Annotated in this window: 18 protein-coding genes and 1 pseudogene; 13 read left to right on the top strand and 6 right to left on the bottom strand. The window is 41.4% G+C overall.

All coding sequences use genetic code 11. From position 1 onward, the window contains the following. A pseudogene (locus tag HMPREF2904_RS11520) lies at positions 1–128 on the top strand (30S ribosomal protein S4); the annotation flags it as partial. A gap of 151 nt (positions 129–279) precedes the next feature. Here the strand turns inward: HMPREF2904_RS11520 and HMPREF2904_RS07995 are convergent. Continuing rightward, positions 280–813, bottom strand: coding sequence for a TetR/AcrR family transcriptional regulator (locus HMPREF2904_RS07995; protein WP_003001962.1), 534 nt, complete (start codon positions 811–813; stop codon positions 280–282). Positions 814–946: 133 nt separating this feature from the next. On the opposite strand from HMPREF2904_RS07995, the gene HMPREF2904_RS07990 reads away from it, so the two are divergent. Beyond that, positions 947–3,742: a YhgE/Pip domain-containing protein gene (locus tag HMPREF2904_RS07990; protein WP_070661701.1), complete on the top strand. Its 2,796-nt coding sequence runs from the start codon at positions 947–949 to the stop codon at positions 3,740–3,742. An 85-nt stretch (positions 3,743–3,827) separates the two neighbouring features. Here the strand turns inward: HMPREF2904_RS07990 and HMPREF2904_RS07985 are convergent, their stop codons facing one another. Continuing rightward, the gene (locus tag HMPREF2904_RS07985) at positions 3,828–4,490 is read right to left on the bottom strand and encodes a DUF4947 domain-containing protein (protein WP_070661697.1); all 663 of its coding nucleotides are present in this window, start codon (positions 4,488–4,490) and stop codon (positions 3,828–3,830) included. Between the two features lie 92 nt (positions 4,491–4,582). Continuing rightward, positions 4,583–5,830 carry a carbohydrate-binding domain-containing protein gene (locus tag HMPREF2904_RS07980; protein ID WP_070661694.1) on the bottom strand — a complete coding sequence of 416 codons (1,248 nt, stop codon included), beginning with the start codon at positions 5,828–5,830 and terminating at the stop codon, positions 4,583–4,585. A 214-nt stretch (positions 5,831–6,044) separates the two neighbouring features. Between HMPREF2904_RS07980 and HMPREF2904_RS07975 the strand changes: the two genes are divergently transcribed. From HMPREF2904_RS07975 to HMPREF2904_RS07925, 11 genes are all read left to right on the top strand, one after another. Then, positions 6,045–6,824, top strand: a complete 780-nt coding sequence (locus HMPREF2904_RS07975) for a polyphosphate polymerase domain-containing protein (RefSeq protein ID WP_070661691.1) — start codon at positions 6,045–6,047, stop codon at positions 6,822–6,824. Then, on the top strand, positions 6,817–7,500 hold the full coding sequence (locus HMPREF2904_RS07970; protein ID WP_070661688.1) for a DUF4956 domain-containing protein: 684 nt from the start codon (positions 6,817–6,819) through the stop codon (positions 7,498–7,500). Before HMPREF2904_RS07975 ends, HMPREF2904_RS07970 begins: the two co-directional genes overlap by 8 nt. A gap of 92 nt (positions 7,501–7,592) precedes the next feature. After that, positions 7,593–8,852 (top strand): S41 family peptidase, encoded by a 1,260-nt coding sequence (locus HMPREF2904_RS07965; RefSeq protein ID WP_070661685.1) that lies wholly within the window; start codon positions 7,593–7,595, stop codon positions 8,850–8,852. A gap of 169 nt (positions 8,853–9,021) precedes the next feature. Then, on the top strand, positions 9,022–9,150 hold the full coding sequence (locus tag HMPREF2904_RS07960) for a teichoic acid D-Ala incorporation-associated protein DltX (protein ID WP_003002102.1): 129 nt from the start codon (positions 9,022–9,024) through the stop codon (positions 9,148–9,150). An 18-nt stretch (positions 9,151–9,168) separates the two neighbouring features. Continuing rightward, positions 9,169–10,719 carry a D-alanine--poly(phosphoribitol) ligase subunit DltA gene (gene dltA, locus HMPREF2904_RS07955; protein ID WP_070661682.1) on the top strand — a complete coding sequence of 517 codons (1,551 nt, stop codon included), beginning with the start codon at positions 9,169–9,171 and terminating at the stop codon, positions 10,717–10,719. Further along, entirely contained in the window at positions 10,716–11,969 is a 1,254-nt protein-coding gene (dltB, locus tag HMPREF2904_RS07950) for a D-alanyl-lipoteichoic acid biosynthesis protein DltB (protein ID WP_070464736.1), read from the top strand. The genes dltA and dltB overlap by 4 nt, the downstream gene beginning before the upstream one ends. A 15-nt stretch (positions 11,970–11,984) precedes the next feature. After that, entirely contained in the window at positions 11,985–12,224 is a 240-nt protein-coding gene (gene dltC / locus HMPREF2904_RS07945) for a D-alanine--poly(phosphoribitol) ligase subunit DltC (protein ID WP_003002265.1), read from the top strand. After that, positions 12,217–13,485, top strand: a complete 1,269-nt coding sequence (dltD, locus tag HMPREF2904_RS07940) for a D-alanyl-lipoteichoic acid biosynthesis protein DltD (RefSeq protein ID WP_070661680.1) — start codon at positions 12,217–12,219, stop codon at positions 13,483–13,485. Before dltC ends, dltD begins: the two co-directional genes overlap by 8 nt. A gap of 251 nt (positions 13,486–13,736) precedes the next feature. Continuing rightward, entirely contained in the window at positions 13,737–13,961 is a 225-nt protein-coding gene (locus tag HMPREF2904_RS07935) for a hypothetical protein (RefSeq protein WP_070661716.1), read from the top strand. A gap of 97 nt (positions 13,962–14,058) precedes the next feature. Then, complete coding sequence (gene aspS / locus HMPREF2904_RS07930) at positions 14,059–15,813, top strand: aspartate--tRNA ligase (RefSeq protein WP_070661677.1); 1,755 nt, start codon at positions 14,059–14,061, stop codon at positions 15,811–15,813. 75 nt (positions 15,814–15,888) lie between these two features. Beyond that, positions 15,889–16,830, top strand: a complete 942-nt coding sequence (locus tag HMPREF2904_RS07925) for a YitT family protein (protein WP_070505993.1) — start codon at positions 15,889–15,891, stop codon at positions 16,828–16,830. Positions 16,831–17,011: 181 nt separating this feature from the next. On the opposite strand, the gene pulA is transcribed toward HMPREF2904_RS07925, so the two are convergent. Genes pulA through HMPREF2904_RS07910 form a run of 3 tightly spaced genes read right to left on the bottom strand, consistent with a single transcriptional unit; the run spans position 17,012 to position 20,903 of the window. Beyond that, positions 17,012–19,087, bottom strand: coding sequence for a type I pullulanase (pulA, locus tag HMPREF2904_RS07920; protein WP_070661674.1), 2,076 nt, complete (start codon positions 19,085–19,087; stop codon positions 17,012–17,014). 8 nt (positions 19,088–19,095) lie between these two features. Next, positions 19,096–20,079 (bottom strand): LacI family DNA-binding transcriptional regulator, encoded by a 984-nt coding sequence (locus HMPREF2904_RS07915; protein ID WP_070661671.1) that lies wholly within the window; start codon positions 20,077–20,079, stop codon positions 19,096–19,098. A gap of 11 nt (positions 20,080–20,090) precedes the next feature. Then, on the bottom strand, positions 20,091–20,903 hold the full coding sequence (locus HMPREF2904_RS07910; protein WP_070661669.1) for a DUF1189 family protein: 813 nt from the start codon (positions 20,901–20,903) through the stop codon (positions 20,091–20,093). Between the last annotated feature and the right edge of the window lie 115 nt (positions 20,904–21,018).

Raw genomic sequence — 21,018 nt, 5'->3', positions numbered from 1 at the left:
GTCCAGCATTTGTATCATTCGATGCTGACAAACTTGAAGGTTCATTGACTCGCCTTCCAGAACGCGATGAAATCAACCCAGAAATCAACGAAGCACTTGTCGTTGAATTCTACAACAAAATGCTTTAATTTTAAGATATACTTTGCAGAAAGCCTACTACAGTGGGCTTTTTATTTTGTCTTAAAGGGTTGATTTCTGGCTTTGCTCCCCTTTTTGTTTTCTTAAAACCTAAACCTGCTAATAAAAAAACTCCTGATCTAGATCGATCAGGAGAGACTGTTACCGTAACATTTTCATTAAAAATTCAGCCATTTGTTGAGGGCTTTCTTTTTTTCCGCGCGAAACCCACATTTGACAGACTCCGAAGAAGGCATTGGTCAGATAGACAGAACTGTAGACTCTTTCAATATCTGTTAATGATTTATGACTATAGCGCTCTTGCAAACTATCAACCAGAAGAATCTGTAATTTATGTCGTAAGAAGGTCTGGATCTCCTTGGTTCCATTCTCTGTCAGAAGAACCGCAAAGAGTGGCTCCTTGGTTAGAAATTCGAACACTTCCGTAATCGCTTGGCGCTTGTCGTCTTGGTGTTTGTCAAAGATATATTCAAGCTTGTGAAAGAGTGCTTGTTGGTAGCGCTCGATCATATCGTACTTGTCTCGATAGTGGGTATAAAAGCTAGAGCGACTAATGCCGGATTCTTGTGCTAACTCAACCGTTGTGATTTGGTCGAATGATTCCTTTTCGAGTAGTCGAACCATCGCCTCCTCGATATTTCGTTTTGTTTTTAATCGTTTATTGCTCTCAGTCATCTGTTAATCCTTTTTGCACAAAATTATACACAGTGTCTAAAAATAAGATTTTCTACTTGTGAAAATTTCTAGAAACTGTATAATCTATTATATCAGAAATTTAGACAATGTGTATAAAAAGGAGACAAAAAATATGATGAAAGAATGGAAGGCTATTCTTAAAAAGCCAACATTTATCATTGTCATGATTGGAGTTGCTTTGATTCCAGCTCTTTATAATATTATTTTTCTATCTTCCATGTGGGATCCATATGGAAAGGTTTCGGATCTTCCTGTAGCGGTTGTCAATAAGGATCAATCTGCTACATATAATGGACAAAAGATGGAAATTGGAAAAGACATGGCGTCCAATTTGAAGGACAATGACTCACTTGATTTTCATTTTGTAGATGAGAAAGCTGCGAAAGATGGTCTCAAAAATGGCGATTATTATATGATTGTAACCCTGCCTGAGGATCTTTCAAAAAAAGCTAGCTCCATCTTAACCAATCATCCGGAACAGATGACCATTGATTACCAAACATCCAGTGGTCATAGTTTTATCGCAGGGAAAATGAGCGACACTGCGATGACAAAAATGAAGCAGTCAGTGGCTGAAAAAGTGACCAATACTTATACAACAGCTTTATTTTCTAAAATGGGATCGCTTAAAACTGGTATGGGGACAGCGGCAGATGGAAGTGCTAAATTAGCAGATGGTGCAAGTAAATTGGAAGATGGTGGTCAAACACTATCTACTAATTTGAATACATTGGCTCGTTCAAGCTTAGCATTTTCAGATGGTGCGACTACTCTTCGTACAGGTCTAGCAGCCTATACAGATGGTGTTGGTCAATTAGGAAATGGTCTCAATCAAATGGCTGGTCAACTTCCAAACTTGGTATCTGGCGTCAATCAATTAAATAATGGGTTTGGTACTTTTAATACAGGCTTGATGGCTTACGCTACCGGAGTGGATCGATTAGGAAATGGTCTCAATCAAATGGCGAGTCAAACCCCTCAGTTGGCTTCAGGAGTTGGTCAATTAACCAGTGGTATGGGGACCCTCAATGATGGTCTTGGGAATTATACCAAAGGTGTGCGTCAATTGAATTCGGGTCTATCTAACTTTTCAAATGGTTTAGTGACCTATACAAATGGAGTTGCCACTTTATCCGAGGGAGCGGGTCAATTAAGTAGTCAATCTGCTACCCTTCGAAATGGGGTTTCTCAATTAGAATCAGGTATTCAAACATTATCAAGCCAGCTACAAGCTTCTACAAGCCAATCTGCTCAGATTGATCAATTGGCAGCTGGTTTAAACCAATTAAATGCAGCGATTCAAAATGCTTCAGTAGATACCAGCCAACTGTCGTCTGGATTGACGAGTATTGCGAATTCGGCTCAATCAATCCTTGCTTCAGCCCAAGCGGATCGTGCAAATGCCCTTGCAAGTGTACAAGGGACAGCAGCCTATCAAGCAATGACAGCTGACCAACAAGCGGAAATCAATGCGGCGATCTCATCGAGCCCAAGCTCGAGTGAAACGGCGGCTCAAGGAATCTTAACTACGATTCAAACGATCCAAGGTAGTTTGAATACAGGAAATAGCTTGACACAACTACAAACAGCAGCCAATCAAGTTTTACCGACAGCTTCTTCTACCTTGACAGACTTGTCAAGTGGTTTGTCTAAGATCCAATCCGCAGTTAGTGGACAATTGTTGCCAGCTAGTCAAACCATCAGTCAAGGGATCGGCGCTTATACAGCTGGTGTCGATAAAATCGCTAATGGAGCAACCCAACTTCAGACCAATAGCAGTACTTTAACAAATGGGGCTAGTCAGTTAGCAGCAGGTGTTGGTCAACTAGATAGTAAATCATCAGAATTACTTGCAGGAAGCAATCAATTAGCTTCTGGTCTAGGTGAGTTAAATGGGAAGATGCCTGCCTTGACATCAGGCATGAATCAACTGGCTTCAGGAGCGACCCAATTAACAAGTAAGTCGGGTGAATTGGTTGCCGGTGCTGGAAAATTAGCTGACGGTGTAGGACAATTGAACAGCAAAACTCCAGAGTTGGCAAGTGGTGTCAACAAACTTGTCACTGGTGTCAATCAGTTGACAGAAAAATCAGGTCAATTGGTGACTGGTGCTGATAAACTAGCCGACGGTGCAAATCAAATCTCAGATGGGTCCAGCAAATTAGCAGCAGGTGGCCAAACATTGACAAATGGTTTAGGTGAATTAGCAACAGGAAGCCAAACCTTGAGTCAAGGATTAAACGATGCTAAGGGACAATTGAATGTGGCTACAACTGAAAAAGAAAACGCTAAAACCTTAGCAGATCCTGTCACTTTGTCTAAAACAGACCATGACAATACCCCTGTGAATGGTGTCGGAATGGCTCCTTATATGATCTCGGTAGCTCTCTTTGTTTGTGCCTTGTCAACCAACATGATCTTTGCAAAACTACCATCCGGCAGTCATCCTGAAAGTCGCTGGGCATGGTTTAAATCTCGCTTTGAGGTCAACGGAACGATTGCGGTGATTGCAGGAGTCTTGGTCTATGGTGCCGTTCACTTGATTGGTTTATCAGCTAATCATGAGATGGCTACTCTCTTCCTTTGTGTGATTGGTAGTGTATCTTTCATGTCTATCGTGACTGCTTTGACAACATGGCAAAGAAAGATCGGTGCTTTCCTTTCCTTGATCCTCTTGCTCTTGCAATTGGCTTCTAGTGCAGGAACCTATCCTCTTGCTTTGACAAATGGATTTTTCCAAGCCATTCATCCATTCTTGCCAATGAGTTATACCGTTTCTGGTCTTCGTCAAACGATTTCGATGACAGGAGAAATTGGAAATCAAGTGGCCTTCCTTCTGATGACTATTGTCCTTTTTGCAGGGCTCGGAATGTGGTTCTATAATCCAAAAAAATATGAAGAGGACTAATCTTCGGGAACTCCCAACAGAATGTGTTGGGAGTTTTTTGTTTCATGTGAAACAAAAATTCTCGCTTGTTTAGCGAGAATGTTTATTATTTAAAGAAAACGACATCAGGATTTGGAGTAATATAGAGAAGTTGGTCGTTTTCAAAGACCAGTTGGATAGTGTTGTTTTTATAGGTGTAAATGGTATAGTCTACTCCGGATTTAGAAGCTTGTTTGAGATCAACAGCTTCTATCAAAAAAGCGTGAGCTTGTTCCCCTGTGATTTTCCCCTCGTGGTAGAGTCCTTTAATATTTTCTAATTCGGTATTTTCAAAAGATTCGGCAATATAAGCAGGGTCTGTTATTTGTTTCTCTGGATTCCCAAGAATTGTTTGGACAAGGGCAGTGGTATATCCTTCATAATCCGGCGTCTGGGCAAAAATAGTATCGCCATTTCTAGAGTAGGCCACTTTTAAGTTCCCTGTCGCATAAATTTTATCTTTGGGTGCTTCTTGAGCATTTTTAGGGAGTCCTTCGGTTGTGACAATGTCAGAAGAGGGCTGCGTAGTGGTTGAAGAAGAGCTAGAGGAGTTGCTTGAGCTATTTGAACTAGTTGAACGACTCGAGCTACTTTTTTTAAAGGTTTTCTTTTTTGAGCTGGTAGTTGTTGGTTCTTTTTTAAAGTTGATCTTAAGATCCGGCACACAGGCTGATAGAAAAAGAAGAGACAGCAAGAGTGTGAAGAAAAGAGGGAGTGTTTGTTTTTTCATCATGTTCCTTTCGATAAGCTGATTGATTTTCTATTCTATCATAAAAAGGGTAACAAAAAAAGGTCAGGAAGAAATCCTGCCTTTATTTGTTATTATGGATGCCCACCTCCAGGTCCATCGCCTTGAGGTCCGCCACCTTCGGGAGCACCACCGCCTCCAGGCATGGAGTTGACAATTTCAGTTTGTTTTTCACCGTTGATATAGATGTCTCCGCCAGTGTAGGTAGCAGTACCATCAAAGTCGAATCCAGATTGTCCCGTTAATTTAATGGTTCCTCCGGTAACGGTGATATTTCCATTCGAATCAATTGGATCGGTATCGCCTTGGCCAACTTCAACGTTGAGGGTTCCACCATTCATGGTGAAGAAAATTTCATCTTGGTTGGCATTAGCATTGGCTGCATTGACACCATCATCAGTTGCGTAGATGGTGATATCTCCACCGTTGATGGTGATCGATTTTCCTTCGAGACCTTCGACAGACTCTGTTACCTCATAGGTTCCGCTATCGATGATCAGATCACCAGAAGCATGGATTCCGTCGTCTCCTGCAGTGATGGTCATTTTGTTGTCTGAAAGATACATGGTTCCAACCGAAGTATCTTCATCATTATCCACCTTGACTGCATCTTCATCTGCATCGATGGTCATGGTCGTGCCAGTGATATTGAGTTCATCATTGACGTTGAAGGCATCTCCTACAGCCGTGATCTTATAGGTTCCACCTGTGATATGGAGAGTGTCATTGGCCTTGATACCGTTGTTCTTCTTGGCGTCAATGTTGAGCGTACCTGAACCATTGATGGTGAGGTCGCCTTTAGAGAAGATCACCGCATCGGCATCTTCATCATTGTTTGAACTTGAATCAGACAAGGTATTGGTCGTGCCATCTGCTAGAGTCAGGTAGACATGTCCTGCTTTCGTAGCAGAAATTGGCGCATTGGTGTTGGTCATGGTAACGCCTTTCAAGACGATGTGAACATCATCTGAGTCACTTGCTTCGACCTTGATTTGAACTCCATCGGATTCACCAGAGATGACATAGGTTCCAGCCTTTGAGATGGTCACAGTTGATCCAGATACAGCTACGCCGTCACCTGATACACTTGCAGACGAACCAGACAGTTTAACAGTAGATGCTTTGCTTTCATCATAAGAGCTGTCCTTGTCCTTATCTGTAAAATAGTTGGAATTGTTTGTTTTATTTTTTGAAGTAGAAGTAGCGGTTGTTTGTGCAGTATTGCTTTTTGTAGCTGATTGTGATGACGCCTGGGTACAAGCTGTCAGTAAGGTGAGGGTTGCGGCCCCCGTTAATAAAAATTTCCATTTGTTTGATTTCATGAGCTTTTCCTCTCGTTCAATTGATATGCTCCTAGTCTAAAGTTGCTAGCTGAAAGTTTCCTAAAGTTTTTCTGAAAGGAACCTTAACTTTAGTTTTATTTAAGTTTGGCTTAATGACCAGTTAAGAAAGTCCCATTAAACTAGAAAGCACGTAAGTCGTATTCATACTTACTGAAGGTTAGAAACAATAGATCCCCCTTAAAGGAGAAGAAACATGAAAAAAACAATTGAGACAAGTTTCAAACGAATCGAAACAAAATATATCGTCGCAAAAGATGACGTGAAGGACTTGATCAAAGACTTAAAAGAATACGTCGTAGAAGATGATTACCCAACTTCAACCATTTCAAACATTTATTTTGATACGGAAAATTTTGATGTCATTCAAGATGCTCTTGCCAAACAACACCGCCGTGAAAAAATTCGGATGCGGACATATATAGAAAAACCTCAAGCAGACAGTCCAGTATTTCTAGAGGTGAAGTCAAAAGATGAAGAAGGAATTGGCCATAAATTCCGTCTAGTCGCCACTTCGCAAGCCATTATCAACTTGATGACAGATGGGAAAGTAGATCATCAGATACAAGATCCAGACTTAGTGCAAGAGATTCAGAGATTGCGCAAACGTTATGGTCATCGATTGGAACCACGGATGTTCATTTATTATGATCGTTTGTCTCTCAAAGAAAAGAAATCCATTCAGGGTTATCCTTATCAGAAGATTCGCGTGACAATCGATCAAAACTTAGTCTTTCTAGACCAGGCTGTTAGCCTTTTTGATGGGAATAAAGGAGAACCTCTACTAGAGGATGACTTCGTGATCATGGAAATTAAGGCTCCTGGCCAAGAACCTAAATGGCTAAAGGATATTTTAGAGAAGTATGGTTTGGTGAAACAGAAATTTTCAAAATATAGCTGTGCTTATCATAAATCACAAGACTTGGATTATGCCCCAAGACCAGTTCAAGAAACGGTAGGTGCTGCCTATGTCTAATCTATTTGATTCTATTTTTAATAATGCTACAGCAACGGTGGATCCCTTGCGCTTGCTGCTGGCCCTTTTGGTCAGCCTCTTTCTAGGGCTGGCCCTATCTTGGACCTATAAATACCGAACACTTTACACTCGAGAGTTTGTCATTAGTTTGACCTTGCTTCCTTGTATGATGACCTTAGTGATCTTTTTGGTCAATGGAAGTTTGGGAACCTCGATTGCAGTGGCAGGGACCTTTAGTTTGATCCGTTTTCGTTCGGCTACGAGTGGTTCTCGAGAGTTGATTGCCATTTTCTTAGCTATGATTATAGGACTGGCAGCTGGATCTGGCTATCTTTTATTGGCCATTTTAACAACCCTCTCTTTACTAGGGGTGTGGCTGGTATTGGAGAACAAACAGAGTAAGGCAGACCATCAACGACGCCGCCATTTGACTATTACCGTCTCAAAACAAGATTCTGTTGCAGAACAAATCAGCCAGTTGTTGGACCAAAGTTGTTCAGAAATTGACTTTATTTCTGTCACAACGGCCCAAGCTGGAGAACAACTGACCTTGAACTATGAGGTAAATATGAAATCGAACATCGATGATTTTGGCCTTGCCAATCTATTGATTAGCGAGATTGAAAATTGTGATGTCGCTCTGACAAAGAAAGCGAAGAAAAGAAAGAATCTATAACGGCTATCCTACTTTAGGATAGTTTTTTAGGATTTTAAGAACTTTTTAAGAAAAAGTGGTATACTGTTTCTAAAAAAATGAAGGAATCTTTTATGAAAAAGACTGCTATTTTTGAAGATGTCGTCTCGATTATGACCCATGATTCATCTACCATCAAGGATCGAAAAGGATGTGACCCAGAGCCTTTTCGAGAAAAAATTACAGATGATATGACAGATGATGCCTTTCTCTATCAAGTTAAGACTTACCTAGCTAGTTTTGGGGTGATCGGGCATGTTTCCTTTCGAGATAAAAAGGCCAGTCAAAAAGGGTTTCTTTTGAGAATAAATGGACAGAAACTGTATGTTGAGGAAGCTAATGAAGATACGGGTCTTCAAGTAGGAGATCAAATCCTAGCTCTGGATGGAAGTGACTTGGATCAGATAGCTTCTCTTCATAAAGACTATTTTATCAGCAAGACCCCTGAAAGACACTACCGAGAATGGGCAGAGTTGGTCTCTCAGTCAACGAGTGTCACCCTGCTTCGAGAAGGAATAGAAAAGACCATTAAAGTAGTACCCAGTCGAGAACCGATCCAGGATCAGATTTTTTGGAAACGATTAGACGATGAGATTCTTTATCTTCGTCTGGATAACTTTATGGATGAAGGATCTTTGGGTCGTTTATACCAAGAGTGTTTACCGATGATGACGGAAGTCAAGTTTTTTATCATTGATGTCCGACAGAACGGCGGAGGGACAGACTCTTTATATATCCCTCTATTACATCTAGCCTTAGAGAAGGATCAGGGCTATGATTCGCTTGACTGGGACGATGATGGCATGGAAATTCTCTATACGGAACGCAATGTTGACCTGCGCTTGAAAGACTTTGAGGCCTGGATGCAACAGGAAGAAATTAGTCCCGAAACAGTTAAGCTACTTGAAGATATGAAAGAGAATTTGATACACTATCGGGGAAAAGGCTATGTAGCATATAAGGAAGAAAGCGAGGAATTCTTCCCAGAGGTCAGAGGAGGCCACTATCCTGAACAGATCTTTATCTTGTCGGATATCTACTGCGCTTCTTCTGGGGATAATTTTGTTCAGATGATGAGGCAGTTTAAGAAGGTAACGGTGGTGGGTCGCCCAACTCTCGGGATTCTAGACTACTCTAATTGTTGTACAGTTGATTATGGCGATTTTTGTTTAATGTTTCCCACTTCTCGCTGTTTAAGCGTGGATCAAGGGAAAGGGATGACGGATCAGGGTGTTCTACCCGATATAGAGATTCCTTGGACACCTAGCCATTTCGAGAGAGACGTGGATCTGGACAAGTGTCTGGAGTTGATTCATCAGGGGACTGTGAAATAGAATAGGATTTCAACCAGAAAACTGATTAAAGAAAAATGCTTTCGTTAAACGGCTTGAATGATCTGAAATGATAACGTTTTCTACCACATTCTCACTATGTTTAAAATTGCTTACTTGGTATAAAAAATGGTAAAATAGTGAATAACAATCAAAATGAAGAGTGAAACTTATGAAACATAAAACACTTTATAAATTTATCGGGCAGACGGTCTTGTATTTCGCCATTTTCCTAGCCCTACTTTATTTCTTTAGTTACCTTGGTCAAGGTCAGGGTGGCTTTATCTATAACGAATTTTAGAAAAGGAGACTCCTAGCCGTGTCAAACCAACCAATTACTGATATGATCGAGACAATTGAACGTTATGCGCAACTACAACCAGACTATCCTGTCTACAATGTCCTTGGTGAGGAGCATACCTATGGCCAATTGAAGGCTGATTCAGATAGCTTGGCTGCCCACATTGATCAAATGGGACTTCCTGAAAAGTCACCTGTAGTGGTCTTTGGTGGTCAAGAATATGAAATGTTAGCAACCTTTGTGGCCTTGACAAAATCTGGCCATGCCTATATCCCAATTGATAGCCACTCTGCCTTGGAGCGCGTGTCTGCCATTGTTGAAGTAGCAGAGCCAAGCTTGATTATTGCCATCAATGAATTTCCATTGGAAAACCCAGCTGCTCCAATCATGTCATTGGAGCAAGTGCGTGAAGCTTATGCGGCTCAGAATGCCTATGACTTGGAACATCCGGTCAAAGGGGATGATAACTACTATATCATCTTTACCTCAGGGACAACTGGGAAACCAAAAGGGGTGCAAATTTCGCACGATAACTTGCTCAGCTTTACCAACTGGATGATTACGGACAAGGAATTTGCAACGCCAGAGCGTCCGCAAATGTTGGCGCAACCGCCCTATTCCTTTGACTTGTCTGTCATGTACTGGGCACCGACCTTAGCTCTTGGAGGAACGCTTTTTGCTCTTCCATCAGCTATCACTCAAGACTTCAAACAACTCTTTGCGACCATCTTTTCTCTTCCGATTGCTATCTGGACTTCAACACCATCTTTCGCAGATATGGCCATGTTGTCTGAGGATTTCAATGCTGAAAAGATGCCAGGGATCACCCATTTCTACTTTGATGGTGAAGAGTTGACCGTTAAAACTGCTCAGAAATTGCGTGAGCGTTTCCCAAAAGCACGCATCATCAATGCCTACGGCCCAACGGAAGCAACTGTAGCTCTTTCGGCTGTAGCCGTAACAGATGAGATGTTAGCTACTTTGAAACGTCTGCCAATTGGTTATACCAAAGAAGATTCTCCAACCTTCATCATTGATGAGGCAGGAAACAAATTGCCAAATGGTGAGCAAGGGGAGATTATCGTATCTGGCCCAGCCGTTTCAAAAGGTTATATGAATAATCCAGAGAAAACAGCAGAAGCTTTCTTCGAATTTGAAGGTCTTCCAGCCTACCATACGGGAGATGTCGGAACCATGACGGATGAAGGTCTTCTTCTCTATGGTGGTCGGATGGACTTCCAAATCAAGTTTAACGGTTATCGTATCGAGCTAGAGGATGTCTCTCAAAACTTGAACAAATCGAAGTATATTGATTCAGCAGTCGCAGTACCGCGTTATAATAAGGATCACAAGGTCCAAAATCTCTTGGCCTATGTCATCTTAAAAGAGGGCGTCAAAGAACAATTTGAGCGCGAAATTGATATCACGAAAGCCATTAAGGAAGATTTAGAAAACATCATGATGTCTTATATGATGCCTTCAAAATTCCTTTACCGTGACAGCCTGCCATTAACACCAAACGGGAAAATCGACATCAAAGGGTTGATTAGCGAGGTTAACAACCGATGATCGAGTTTTTGAAACAGCTCCCTCATTTAGAACACTATGGAACACCGATCTATTTTATCTACCTCATTCTAGCTTTTTTGCCGATCTTTGTGGGCCTCTTTTTCAAAAAGAGATTTCCGGTCTATGAAGGATTGGTGAGTCTGATCTTTATCATTTTGATGCTGACAGGTTCGAATCTCAAGCAAATTTATGCCCTGCTCTTTTACGTAGTCTGGCAAATCTTGATTGTGTATTCCTACAAGATTTATCGTCAAAAAGCGGACAATAAGTGGATTTTCTATCTTCATTCTTTCTTGTCTGTCTTGCCCCTGATCTTTGTTAAGGTAGAGCCAGCGATCAAGAACGGGCACCAATCCTTGTTTGGATTTTTAGGGATTTCGTATTTAACCTTCCGAGCTGTCGGAATGATCATCGAAATGCGAGATGGTGTCTTGAAAGAATTCACACTCTGGGAATTCTTACGCTTTATGCTCTTTATGCCGACATTCTCAAGTGGGCCGATTGATCGTTTCAAGCGTTTTAATGAGGATTATAAAACCATTCCTGAGCGTGAAGAATTATTGGATATGTTGGAGCAAGCTGTTAAGTATATCATGTATGGCTTCCTTTATAAATTTATCCTGGCTCATATTTTTGGCCACTTATTGTTAGGTCATGTGCAGACCTATGCCTTGTCTCAAGGTGGATTCTTCAATATCGGAACGCTGGGAGTCATGTATGTTTATGGTTTTGACCTCTTCTTTGACTTTGCGGGCTATTCGATGTTTGCTTTAGCAGCTTCCAATCTGATGGGGATTAAAAGTCCAATCAACTTTGATCGTCCCTTTAAATCACGTGACTTAAAGGAATTCTGGAATCGTTGGCATATGAGTTTATCTTTCTGGTTCCGTGATTTTGTCTTTATGCGTCTCGTGATGGTATTGATGCGCAATAAAGTATTCAAGAGCCGGATTACCACCTCAAATGTTGCCTATATTATCAATATGTTGGTTATGGGCTTCTGGCACGGGGTGACCTGGTACTACATCGCTTATGGGCTCTTCCATGGGCTAGGACTGGTCATCAATGATGCTTGGATTCGCAAGAAAAAGACCATCAATAAAGAAAGAAAAGCAAAAGGATTGGATCCTATACCGGACAATCGTTGGACCAAAGCTTTAGGGATCTTTATCACCTTTAACACAGTGATGCTGTCCTTCCTGATTTTCTCAGGATTCTTGGATCAACAATGGTTTCCAAAATTGAAATAAAAGGAGAATAGAAAAATGGATGTAAAATCACAAGTAATTGAAATTATTGACGAATTGTTTATGGAAGATGTCTCAGACATGATGGATGAGGATCTCTTTGATGCGGGTGTCCTTGATAGTATGGGAACAGTCGAATTGATTGTAGAACTGGAAAATCGCTTTGGCATCCGTGTTCCTGTATCTGAATTTGGACGTGATGATTGGAATACTGCTAACAAGATCGTAGAAGGTGTAACGGAGCTTCAGAATGCTTAAGCGTTTGTGGCTGATTTTAGGGCCCGTATTTTGCGCGCTCCTCATGGTAACAGCTTTATTATTCTTTTATCCAATCAATCATAAGCACAACTATACCGAAGAGAAAAAAACTGCGGTTAGTCTGAATGCAGAAGGATTCAAGAGTCGTACAAAGAAACAAGAAGCACTTTCTGATCCACAGCATCGCTTTGTCCCTTATTTCGGCTCCAGTGAATGGTTGCGCTTTGATGTGGTGCATCCAGCAGTTTTGGCTGAGAAATATGACCGCAATTACAGACCCTACTTTTTAGGAGAACGCGGTGCGGCTTCTTTGAACCAGTATTTTGGGATGCAACAGATTTTGCCAGAACTCAAGGACAATACAGCTGTTTATGTAGTTTCTCCGCAATGGTTTACCAAAAAGGGATACGATTCCTCTGCTTTTCAACAATTCTTTAATAGCGATCAGTTGAATAGCTTTATTGCCAATCACCAACAGGATGCTGCATCCCAGTATGCTGCAAAGCGTCTATTACAACAGTATCCAAACGTCGCTTTTCAAAGTGTTGTAACGAAAATTTCTCAAGGAAAGAAAATTTCCGGATTTGATCAGTCTTTGAACCAGTTTGTTTCCCACCTTGTCCAACGCGAAGATGCTTTGTTTAGTAATCTTGCAACGCGTACAAATGGGAATTATGATCAGAAGGTTAAAAAACGTCTACAAGATTTACCAGATCAATTCTCATATGAGAAATTGGAAGAAATTGCAACGGCTGAAGCAAAAGTCAAAACCAATAACAACGACCTTGGAATCAGCAATCATTTTTACAATACTCGTTTAAAAATGAAGTTGAAGAAACTAAAAGGTTTCCAAAAAAACGAATCCTATGTTCAATCTCCTGAGTACAATGACTTGCAGTTGGTTCTAGACCAGTTTGCTAAATCTCGGACCAATGTTATCTTTGTCATTCCTCCAGTTAATGCCAAATGGATGAAATACACAGGCTTGAGCCAAGAAAAGTATGAACAGGCTGTTCAAAAGATTCGTTACCAATTGGAAAGCCAAGGATTCACCAATATTGCAGACTTTTCTAAAGATGGTGATCAGCCCTACTTTATGGAAGATACGATTCATATGGGATGGAATGGTTGGCTAGCCTTTGATAAAGCGGTCAATCCCTTTGTCACAAAGGCTGAAAAAGCACCAACTTACCATCTAAATGATCGCTTCTTCAGCAAAGACTGGGCCCAATATAAAGGGACACCAGACGAATTTAAATAATGCTTGATCAAAGGGGGCAGGATCAAATCCTGGCTCCTTGATTTGTGAGGAAAGTGACGAGAAAGTCACAAATAAGCAAGAGAGTTATCCACAGGTTGTGGGAAACTTCCTTGTAAATGGATGAAAACAAGTCCTGATGCTCCAGACACTTCCTCTTTTGAGGAGGCAAAAGGTGAAAGTTATCCACATTTTTGTGGATAAGTGATAAAAAACAGTGGATAAGTCAGCTGGTTTGTGAAAAGGAGAATAGTGTGAAAAAAATTTGGTTTTACGCAATCGTTCAGGGAATTGTCATCTTTTTTATTGTGGGTGGCATGACCTATGTGCTTAGGGGAGATTTCTTTTTCCGCTACCTATCCCCTATTTTTGGACTAGCAGCAGCTGTCTTGCGATTTGGGACGGCGACTTTAATGAAGGTGCTAGCACCCACTCTCTACGATAATCCCAAAAAGAAAGAAGAGAGCCACGATAATTAAAGAAGTTGCTGACTGAAAAAGTTGAGCTAAAGGCCACTTTCTGCTGGTCTTTATGGTAAAATAGAAGGAAGAATATTAGTTTGGAGATTAATTAGAAATGAAACGTTCAATGTATGCTGGACGTGTTCGTGAAGAACACATTGGAACTCGTATTACCTTGAAAGGATGGGTTAGCCGTCGTCGTGACTTGGGTGGTTTGATCTTTATTGATCTACGCGACCGCGAAGGAATCATGCAATTGGTGATCAATCCAGAAACAGTTAGTGCAGAAGTAATGGCTACAGCTGAAAGCATCCGCAGTGAGTATGTTGTAGAAGTGACAGGTCTTGTGGAAGCTCGTGAACAAGCTAATCCAAACTTGCCTACAGGAGCAGTAGAACTCAAGGTAGAAGCTATTACGGTTCTCAATACCGCCAAAACAACACCATTTGAAATCAAGGACGGAATTGAAGCCAATGATGATACCCGTCTTCGTTACCGCTACTTAGACCTTCGTCGTCCTGAGATGTTGGAAAATCTCAAACTCCGTGCAAAAGTAACCCATTCGATACGCAATTACTTAGATGAATTAGAATTTATTGATGTGGAAACACCGTTTCTTTCTAAGTCAACTCCAGAAGGAGCGCGTGACTATTTGGTTCCTTCCCGTGTCAATAAGGGTCATTTCTATGCCCTTCCACAAAGTCCTCAGATTACAAAACAATTGTTGATGAATGCCGGTTTTGATCGCTATTATCAAATCGTGAAGTGTTTCCGTGATGAGGATTTACGGGGAGACCGTCAACCTGAGTTTACACAGGTCGACTTGGAAACTTCTTTCTTGAGTGATCAAGAAATCCAAGATATCACAGAAGGCTTGATTGCACGTGTCATGAAAGAAACCAAGGGAATTGAAGTGACACTCCCATTCCCACGGATGAATTATGATGACGCTATGGCCTTGTATGGTTCAGATAAACCAGATACACGTTTTGAAATGTTGCTCCAAGACTTGACAGAGCTTGTCAAGGGTGTAGACTTCAAAGTCTTCTCAGAAGCTCCGGCAGTTAAGGCGATTGTCGTCAAAGGTGCAGCAGATCATTACTCTCGTAAAGACATCGATAAATTGACAGAAGTTGCGAAGCAATACGGTGCAAAAGGTCTTGCTTGGGTGAAATATGCTGAAGGTGCTTTGAACGGTCCTGTTGCGAAGTTCTTGACAGACTTGACAAGTGACTTGACAGTTGCTTTACAGTTAGAAGACAAGGATCTAGTTCTCTTTGTAGCAGATACTCTTGAAGTAGCCAATGCAACTCTTGGTGCTTTGCGTGTTCGTCTTGCGAAAGAGCTTGACTTGATTGACAACAATCAATACAACTTCCTTTGGGTAGTGGATTGGCCAATGTTTGAATGGTCTGAAGAAGAAGGCCGTTATATGTCTGCTCACCATCCATTTACACTTCCACAAGCTGAAACAGAGCATGAATTGGAAGGAGATCTTTCAAAAGTTCGAGCAATTGCCTATGATATCGTCTTAAATGGCTATGAATTAGGTGGAGGAAGTCTACGGATTAATCATAAAGACTTGCAAGAACGGATGTTTAAGGCGCTTGGATTTACAAAAGAAGCTGCTAATGAACAATTTGGTTTCTTGTTAGAAGCAATGGATTATGGTTTCCCACCACATGGAGGATTGGCGATTGGTTTGGACCGCTTCGTGATGCTTCTTGCAGGTGAAGATAATATTCGGGAAGTCATTGCCTTTCCGAAGAATAACAAGGCGACAGATCCAATGACACAAGCTCCTTCTGTCGTTTCTGAAAAGCAATTGGATGAGTTAAATCTTCAAGTAGAACTAGCAGAGCAAGAATAGGACAAGATAGAAAAGGGAAAGTCTAGGAATCAGTTGCTCTAAGATCTTCCTTTTCTTCTAATCGATGGATTGAAAATGAAAAAAACTCGCTTTCATATGCTATTTCGCTATCATGTGCGGCGACTAGCTTATAACATTAAATTATTGCGCGTGCTGAAGAGCATCTCCCGTGAGAAATACGATGAAAAAGTGTCAGCTTCCTTGCTGTATGGTTTTCTATCAGCGATTGCCGTCAACTTCTTCTTTCAACCAGGACATGTATACTCCAGCGGTGCAACAGGTCTAGCTCAGATTTTATCTGTTCTGAGCCAACGCTTTATTGGCTTTACGATTCCCGTTTCCTTGACCTTTTATGCCATCAATATCCCTTTGATGATTGTGGCTTGGTATCAAATTGGCCATAAATTTACCATCTTTACCTTTATTACGGTTTCGATGAGTTCCCTCTTTATTCAGTTCGTGCCAGTGATTACGTTGACAAACGATCCGATCATGAATGCCCTATTTGGTGGGGTTGTCATGGGAACAGGGATTGGTTTTGCTCTTCGGAACAACATTTCCAGTGGAGGAACGGATATTGTCAGTTTGACGATTCGAAAACGGACAGGAAAGAATGTCGGCAGTATCTCCTTTTTGGTCAATGGGACCATTATGTTGATCGCTGGTCTGACTTTTGGTTGGAAGTATGCTCTTTACTCTATGATTACTATCTTCGTATCGAGTCGAGTAACGGATGCTGTCTTTACCAAGCAAAAACGGATGCAGGCAATGATCGTAACGAGCCAGCCAGATGCCATTATTGAAAAGATTCATAAAAAATTGCATCGTGGAGCAACCATTATCCACAATGCAGAAGGAACCTATAACCATCAGGAAAAAGCGGTTCTGCTGACAGTTATTACGCGTGCAGAGTTCAATGAATTCAAATATATTATGAAAAAAGCTGATCCTCAGGCTTTTATCACCATTTCAGAAAACGTTCATATCATCGGACGCTTTGTGGAAACAGAAGAATAAAAATAAGAGAGTGGGACAGAAATCGGTAATTCGTTAGAATTCGATTTCGTCGTCCCACCTCCGCACAGTTGAGTAGGGTTGTAAAAACTGATGAAATCAGCGTAGTAGAGCCCACTCAACCACTGCGTCTTGCTCTACAATCCAAAAATAATTGAGAGGCTAGGAATATTGTCCCAGCCTCTTATTTTGTTGATTCAGTTTCATGGAGAAGGAGCCAACTATGGGCAGGAATAGAAAGTTCCTTTCCTTTAGGAATAGGGGTTTTTAGGTTGGCATGAGGATAGGCAAATAACAGCTGACTATCGCTCGGATGTTGATAGGTCTGTTCTTGATCACCGATATTGACAAGAATCGTTATTTTTTCACGATCTTTCTCAATCGTGTAGATTAAATGATGATCAGACAACCATTTGACATCACAGTAGTCGCGAATCTCTTGCCCTTTTTTCAAACGAAGGAGTGGCTGTGATTTCCGATAAGCAATCAATTCTTCAAGAAAAGCAATTTCTACTTGGCATTTTGGAAGGGATGTCCAGTCCAATTGGTTGAGACTATCTGGCAAGTTATAGGTGTTGTCTTCGAGCCATTTTGTGCGATAAAATTCTTGACCAGCATGGATAAACGGCACTCCTTGAGCTAGTAACACTAAATGAAGAGCTAATCGTGAGAGAGCTTTTCGATCTTCTAGACGAATCTCTTCCTTTTCAAGTTGGAAATAATCAAAAACAGTTGCATTGTCGTGGCATTCTACGTACTGAATGGCTTGTTGAGGTTGGGTGAAATGAGCAGATCCTAGCTTTCCAACATTCGCCGTTAGAATGTTCGCAAAATCATTCGCAGGATGTTGACTCTCACGACGGTGACCAGCTACAAGTGTTCTCTTGATCGTATCCCGGAAGTTATCACTGAAAAAGCCAAAGGCTGGTAATCGTTTCGCGTTATACTGGTGAGCGAGCTGATCTTCAGAGAAGCCGGTATCCATCTTCCACCCTTCCCCATAGAGATAGATGTTAGGATAGATTTCACGGAGTTCTTCTGCAATCTCTGTCATGGTTTGAATGTCTAGGATTCCCATCAAGTCAAAGCGGAAACCATCAAAGCCGTAGAGGGAAACCCATTGTTTGAGAGATTGTTTGATATAGTGTCTCACCATGGAGCGTTCACTTGCCACGTCATTTCCGCAGAAGGTTCCATTGGTCCGCTCTCCCTCTGCATTATAGCGGTAGAAATAACCAGGAACGATCTGTTCAAAAGCATACTCATCTGCTTGGTAGACGTGATTGTAGACTACATCCATGATGACACTCAGATTGGCCCGGTGATAGGTGTCAATGGTGTCTTGGAGCTCTAGGATTCGTGCATAAGGCTCGTTAGGATCACTCGCATAGCTGCCTTCTGGAACATTGTATTGAACAGGATCATAGCCCCAGTTGTAGGCTTTCCATTGATCCTCTTCATCGACACTACCGAAATCGTAAACTGGAAGTAACTGTACATGGGTAATGCCCAGTTTTTGAAGGTAATCAAATCCAAGGATCTGGCCATTTAGTTGGGGCGATTCTGTCAAGCCTTTAAACTTACCAGGATGCTTAAAGCCAGCCTCTTTTTGGACAGAGAAATCACGAACGCTCATCTCGTAAATGATTGCTTCTGTTGGGTTTAATTGACGAGTGGCACGCGTGATAGGACGTGTGATCTTCTTCCGGTCGATGACCAAGCTATCTCCAGAGTTCGCTAAAGAGGATAGAGCATAGGGATCGTGAATCCGACGTTCTAGGCCATTGACACGAAACTTATAGTGGTAGGCAGCTCCTTCCCAATCCCCTTTGAGCACGAGTTCCCAGACACCGTTTTCTGTACGATTCATCGGATAGACCTGATCTTCGATATGGAGGGTCACATCTTGCGAAATGGGTGCCCAGAATTTAAATTGCGTCTGACTTGGTGTGTAGAAACTTCCTAGATCTTCTCCACTATAGGTGAAGGTTTGATCAAAAATGGGTTTGTGAACAATTTGACGATAGTGGAGAATAGAAGAATTTCCAGCAGCATCGTAGATGGTGTACTCTTCTCCGAGTTCAAGCGGAATAGGGCTTAAGAAATAGTCTCCTGTATCAGTCGCTCCACTTGACGTTTTGACAGGGATTAAGGCAAGACGACCTTGGTTTGTTTCCAAATAAAAAGGAAGGATATGCTCCTCTCCTTTTTGGATACGAATCAGGTCTTGGTCATCTAAATAAGCAGTAAATGTAGACATAAAGACTCCTAAAGTTTCGTAATGGTATGGTCAATCAATTGACGGTAGCAAACAGTTTTTCCTTCTTTGTGATCCTTGATAATTTGAAGAATTGTCCGAACAGACTCACGTCCTAGTTCCACCGCATTGATGTCAATATAGGCTTCAATATCGAGTCGTGGCTTGATCGAATCAAAAGAAATGATAGGGATTGTCAGCTGGTGTTCTAATAAGTATTGGCGCACCCCTTCAGCAACGAGAATATCGGTTGTCATGATGGCATCTAGTTCTGTTAGGGGAAGACTCTCCATCAATTGATAAGAATTGTCTTCTAACATAAAACCAAATGAAAAATGAACCAGTTTTTCATCGAGAGGAATCCCTGCTTTTTGGAGGGCTTCTTTATAACCTTCATAGCGGTCTTGAGACACAGACAGCTCTTTGTTTCCCCCGATAAAAGCAATTTTTCGGTAGTTTTGTTGAATGAAATATTCTGTCGCATCAAATGCAGCCTTGATATTATCATTATCCACTAGCGAAACAAAAGGAGAAGCTGCCTTTCCGAGGATAAGGAAGGGGAACTTGTCTTTGATCGCAAAGTCAACGAGGGGATCATTCGGGCTAGAATATAGGAAAATCAAACCATCTACACGGTTTCCGTAGATGAGTTGCTTGAGGTTGTCGAGCCGCCGTTCTTCATTTTGCCCCGTACAGATTTGGATGGCATAATCATTGTCTGAGGCGATCTGGGTGATCCCTCTTAAAACAGTTGGGAAGAAAGGATTCTGGTAGAAGACGTCACTATCGATTGGAAGAACTAAAGCAATGACTTGACTAGATTGGCTGACAAGACTGCGAGCATTAAGGTTGGGATGGTAATCCAACTCGACCATGGCCTCACGGACTCGTTTTTTTGTTTCATCACTAATCGTGGATTTATTTTGGATGACGCGCGTGACAGTTGAAGGCGCGACGCCAGCGAGTTTTGCCACATCTTTGATGGTAACACGCATGAGAAAACCTCCTAGCGGTGATAGTCTGGATCACGGAAGTGGGTCTTATAAAATACCATAGCAAGATAGAGTACAAATAAGACATTTTGGATCATGATCGTCGTAGTAAATACTTGATGGAATAGTAAACTGATGAGGACACTTAGTAAAATAGGGAGTCCCAAGCAATTCAGAATACAATTGAAACATTCCTTGAAAGTTTGTAGTGAAAAGAGTCGAGATTTTCGTGTCAAGTAGAGGAAGAAAGATGCCCCTACGATGAGAATCAAATAATTGACTGTCGATAAGAAGCCAGAGAAAATCACGAGAAAGAGACTGACAGGGAGTCGGTTTTCACGGAACCAATCGCTAGAGATAGCTTGAGTGAAGCTTTTTTTATCCCGGAGACTCTCTTGATTGATAGCCTGGTATGAGACGGTAGCGAGTTCTTTATTTTCTTTTGAAATGATCAACTGTTTGCGATCAAAATGGAGTGTTAACTCCTTGCTCTCGCTCGCCTTTGCTTCTTGGCCTAAGACAACCTGCCCTTTTGAAGTCTTGTGTACAGGGTTGGTTCCTGTATAGGTGAGCTCTTGGTCTTTGATCACGACGTGTTCTTGAATATCTTTCATGACGTCATTTGATAAAGGATCAAACACATCGCTGACAAAGGTTGTTAAAGGATAGGTTTTGAGTTGAGCATTTTGAAGAGCCACTGGTAATAGTGTGACAGAAATCAGAAAGAAAGAAGTAAAAATCATTTGGAACCAACTCAGCTTTTTGCGGTTTGCAAAAGAAGAGCGGAAATTGAAGATACTTGCAAAATAATTAAAAGGATAGGGCATGAGATGACCTTTCTAAACATAAGAGAATCAGAGATGCAAAGAGGAGTCTCTTTGATTGATTTTATTCTTAACGAAGGGTAGTAAAGCATTCACCATACTACCCTTAACTTAAAAA

Origin of the sequence: Streptococcus sp. HMSC072G04 (assembly GCF_001813295.1) — a bacterium.
Classification (GTDB): Bacteria; Bacillota; Bacilli; order Lactobacillales; family Streptococcaceae; genus Streptococcus.
Note: the sequence above shows the minus strand (reverse complement) of the source record. Positions and strands in the feature narration are given on the sequence as shown.

Coding starts and splice junctions, on each gene's coding strand:
- HMPREF2904_RS07995 (WP_003001962.1), bottom strand. CDS start 813: ATGACTGAGAGCAATAAACGATTAAAAACAAAACGAAATATCGAGGAG.
- HMPREF2904_RS07990 (WP_070661701.1), top strand. CDS start 947: ATGATGAAAGAATGGAAGGCTATTCTTAAAAAGCCAACATTTATCATT.
- HMPREF2904_RS07985 (WP_070661697.1), bottom strand. CDS start 4,490: ATGAAAAAACAAACACTCCCTCTTTTCTTCACACTCTTGCTGTCTCTT.
- HMPREF2904_RS07980 (WP_070661694.1), bottom strand. CDS start 5,830: ATGAAATCAAACAAATGGAAATTTTTATTAACGGGGGCCGCAACCCTC.
- HMPREF2904_RS07975 (WP_070661691.1), top strand. CDS start 6,045: ATGAAAAAAACAATTGAGACAAGTTTCAAACGAATCGAAACAAAATAT.
- HMPREF2904_RS07970 (WP_070661688.1), top strand. CDS start 6,817: ATGTCTAATCTATTTGATTCTATTTTTAATAATGCTACAGCAACGGTG.
- HMPREF2904_RS07965 (WP_070661685.1), top strand. CDS start 7,593: ATGAAAAAGACTGCTATTTTTGAAGATGTCGTCTCGATTATGACCCAT.
- HMPREF2904_RS07960 (WP_003002102.1), top strand. CDS start 9,022: ATGAAACATAAAACACTTTATAAATTTATCGGGCAGACGGTCTTGTAT.
- dltB (WP_070464736.1), top strand. CDS start 10,716: ATGATCGAGTTTTTGAAACAGCTCCCTCATTTAGAACACTATGGAACA.
- dltC (WP_003002265.1), top strand. CDS start 11,985: ATGGATGTAAAATCACAAGTAATTGAAATTATTGACGAATTGTTTATG.
- dltD (WP_070661680.1), top strand. CDS start 12,217: ATGCTTAAGCGTTTGTGGCTGATTTTAGGGCCCGTATTTTGCGCGCTC.
- aspS (WP_070661677.1), top strand. CDS start 14,059: ATGAAACGTTCAATGTATGCTGGACGTGTTCGTGAAGAACACATTGGA.
- HMPREF2904_RS07925 (WP_070505993.1), top strand. CDS start 15,889: ATGAAAAAAACTCGCTTTCATATGCTATTTCGCTATCATGTGCGGCGA.
- pulA (WP_070661674.1), bottom strand. CDS start 19,087: ATGTCTACATTTACTGCTTATTTAGATGACCAAGACCTGATTCGTATC.
- HMPREF2904_RS07915 (WP_070661671.1), bottom strand. CDS start 20,079: ATGCGTGTTACCATCAAAGATGTGGCAAAACTCGCTGGCGTCGCGCCT.
- HMPREF2904_RS07910 (WP_070661669.1), bottom strand. CDS start 20,903: ATGCCCTATCCTTTTAATTATTTTGCAAGTATCTTCAATTTCCGCTCT.